This window comes from Pseudoalteromonas sp. S558, assembly GCF_005886635.1.
Classification (GTDB): Bacteria; Pseudomonadota; Gammaproteobacteria; order Enterobacterales; family Alteromonadaceae; genus Pseudoalteromonas; species Pseudoalteromonas aliena.
The window spans coordinates 1-2,693 of record NZ_PNDU01000437.1 but is presented as its reverse complement, the minus strand read 5'-3'; the positions used below and the strand labels follow the sequence as shown (position 1 = coordinate 2,693).

Annotated in this window: 2 protein-coding genes; both read right to left on the bottom strand. The window is 38.9% G+C overall.

Features of this window, described 5'->3' with window-relative positions; genetic code table 11:
* Positions 1 to 235 precede the first annotated feature (235 nt).
* Positions 236 to 913 carry a haloacid dehalogenase type II gene (locus CWB66_RS20500; protein ID WP_138586893.1) on the bottom strand — a complete coding sequence of 226 codons (678 nt, stop codon included), beginning with the start codon at positions 911 to 913 and terminating at the stop codon, positions 236 to 238.
* A 161-nt stretch (positions 914 to 1,074) separates the two neighbouring features.
* The gene (locus tag CWB66_RS20495; protein WP_138586891.1) at positions 1,075 to 2,271 is read right to left on the bottom strand and encodes an alpha/beta hydrolase-fold protein; all 1,197 of its coding nucleotides are present in this window, start codon (positions 2,269 to 2,271) and stop codon (positions 1,075 to 1,077) included.
* Positions 2,272 to 2,693 lie beyond the last annotated feature (422 nt).

Here is a 2,693-nt window from a genome sequence, read left to right as displayed (position 1 = left end):
TTTGCTGCAGTACGTTTGGTATTTAGGCAAGGCAGATCCTATGTCGTGTGGTTATTCCCCATAAACAGGCGATAACGCAGTATAAATGTCAAACCTCGCGCCGCGATTAAATCGTCCCTAGATTGAACAAATTTCAATCCACAAAGGTCAACACGCCCTAGAATCTTATTTATCTATTAAATCAGAGGGCTTATTTTACGAGTTAAATTAGTTCAAATATTTATGCTAATTACCGTTAGTTAACGCTTTTTAGCTTTTCTTTTAAGTCGAGTAAGTCGGTTGCAATAGTGGTCGGTTGTATTTCCCATGGATCAAAAATAGCCTCGTCAGAGCGCTTAATCCACGCGGCGCGCATACCATGCGATATTGCGCCAGTTACATCAAACGGGTTGCTTGATATAAGCCAAGTATTAGCACCCGTTGAATTTGCTTCACGTAAAAAATGGCTATACACACCAGGATTTGGTTTAAAGGTTTTAATATCATCGGCGCTCACTACACCTTCAAAAAGCTCACTTATGCCTGCGGTTTCGAGCAAGGTATTTACCGCACTGGCCGCACCATTAGAAAACGCAAATAAGCGATAGCCTTGTGCTTTTAAGCTTTCAAGGCCCGCTTTTACATCGTCGAATGCGGGGAGGGTTTTATAACGCTCGAGCAGTTGCTCTTTTTGATCATCACTTAGCTCGGTTTTATGCGCTAAGCAGGCATAGTCGAGTGCGTGTTTTGTACATAGCGAAAAGGGAATATAATTTTGCATTAAGCCACGTCTAAATGAATACTCTAATTGCTTTTCGCGCCACGTATTTGAAAATACTTGGGCGTTGTTGCCTATCATGTCGTCGAGTAACGTAAGTACGCCATGAGTATTTATTAGCGTACCGTATACGTCAAATGCCAGTGTAGTTGCCATGTTTGCTCCGCAATAAATTAAGTTAGATTTAGCTTATATACTCGCAGCTTAACTTATTTTGAACAAACGCTCAAATAAGGTAAATTAATCATATTTATAAATGCCCTCGTCATCAAAAAGCGAACATTTATAAACTATACTGGTATACCAATAGCCACTATTTATTGTTGTAACAGCGCAATAAGTCTGTTTTTACGAGCTAGGTAAACATCGTAACCAAGGTAATTTTTATCAACAAGAGCTAATGCTTTTTTTACTTGCTCAAGAGACTCTTGGTACATTCCGCTACTTTCATAACCATATGCTAAGCCATTGTAAGCATCTGCTGTATTTGGATAAAGAGAGATCCCATACTTAAAAATCTTTATGGCTTGATCTAATTCATCTGTATTTACAAAATGATAGCCAAGCTCTCTGATCATTGATTCCTGAGGGGCAATTTCCTCACCATGTTGAGCAGATAAACGCTGATAATATGTAGCAATTGAATGAGTTTCGCCTGTGTATGCACTAACTGGCATTTGTAGCGGTAAAAACAGCTTTTGATAGGCATTAAATGCTCCCGCAGCAAATGTAAGGCCATGAGGCACGTTATCAAACGATTCACTAATAAAAGTAAGCTCCTTTGGAGTATTCGCCTTTAAAAACATATTCATAACGTCGTAGCGTTCTCGCAGTATGCCGCTCTCTTGACCTATATTCATATACAAATAATTAGGCAATGTTTTGCTATTAGCAAAAAATGCTTTGGTGCTTTTTGCAGTAGCGCCGTAATTCCACCACACTGCTGGGCTATAGGCTATGTGAGCTTGAAATAAATCAGGATTAGTTTGAAGGGCATAAAGTACAAATACGCCTGCAGCAGACGCACCTGAAATTACTTTAAAATCATGAGTACGGTACTTCTCATTAACCAGTGGAATAAGCTCAGTTTCAATAAATTCAAGAAACCTTGCCGCGCCGCCACCCAAACCAACGGGGCCTGCTGGTTCCTCATTTTTAGTTGGGTACAAGTCTTTTAACCTATCCGTGTTTTCAATTGCCACAATAATGACTTCAGGCGCGGCCTTAGTAAAAGCGGTATGTAAATGCGCTAAAACTGGCGTCATATAAGCAAGGTTTTCTTTACCATCGAGTCGATAAATCACGGGGTATTTTTTATCAGGATTTTTATGGTAACTTTTAGGGAGTTGAATAGTTACAGTTCGCTCTTGTGCAAGTGCTTTAGAGGCTAATACTCGGGTATGTTGCTCATAGCCACTACTCGTATTTGTTATTTGCACAGCAACAACGGGAGCTGCAAACAATGACGCAAAAATAAAAGCCGCAATAAGCTGATAAACATTCCTGTACTTCATGCTAATTAGTCCATTTATTCAATTGATTCTTGAAGTTAGCACACTATATTGTGTTTTTAAATCGTTGAATTTTCATCCATAGAGTAATATTGCCTCTGTGTAAGTTTTATTTATTTAGTCAGTTTTACAACCTATAGCTACGGTATAGTTATTTTGATGCTGGCTATTTAGCTTTTAAAAGTGTAATTGTCTATCTCAATCGTGGAGTAAGTTGGCTGCCTATTTTATACCTGTGTCACATAATCTCATCTGCAAAATAAGGAAATGTAATGTTTATTAATCAGGCATCTAAACTATCTGGTGCAACTCAAAGACCCTCTCTGTCAGACTAGTTGTCGCGCTTAATATTTAACCATTAAATAGAGGGTGTGGAGTAACAATGAAACATTATTCAGCGCAAAGCAAAGAGTCGGCTCTTCAGA

What these genes read in the sequence shown, in the direction of transcription:
- CWB66_RS20500 (WP_138586893.1), bottom strand. Translation starts at nt 913, where the DNA reads ATGGCAACTACACTGGCATTTGACGTATACGGTACGCTAATAAATACT.
- CWB66_RS20495 (WP_138586891.1), bottom strand. Translation starts at nt 2,271, where the DNA reads ATGAAGTACAGGAATGTTTATCAGCTTATTGCGGCTTTTATTTTTGCG.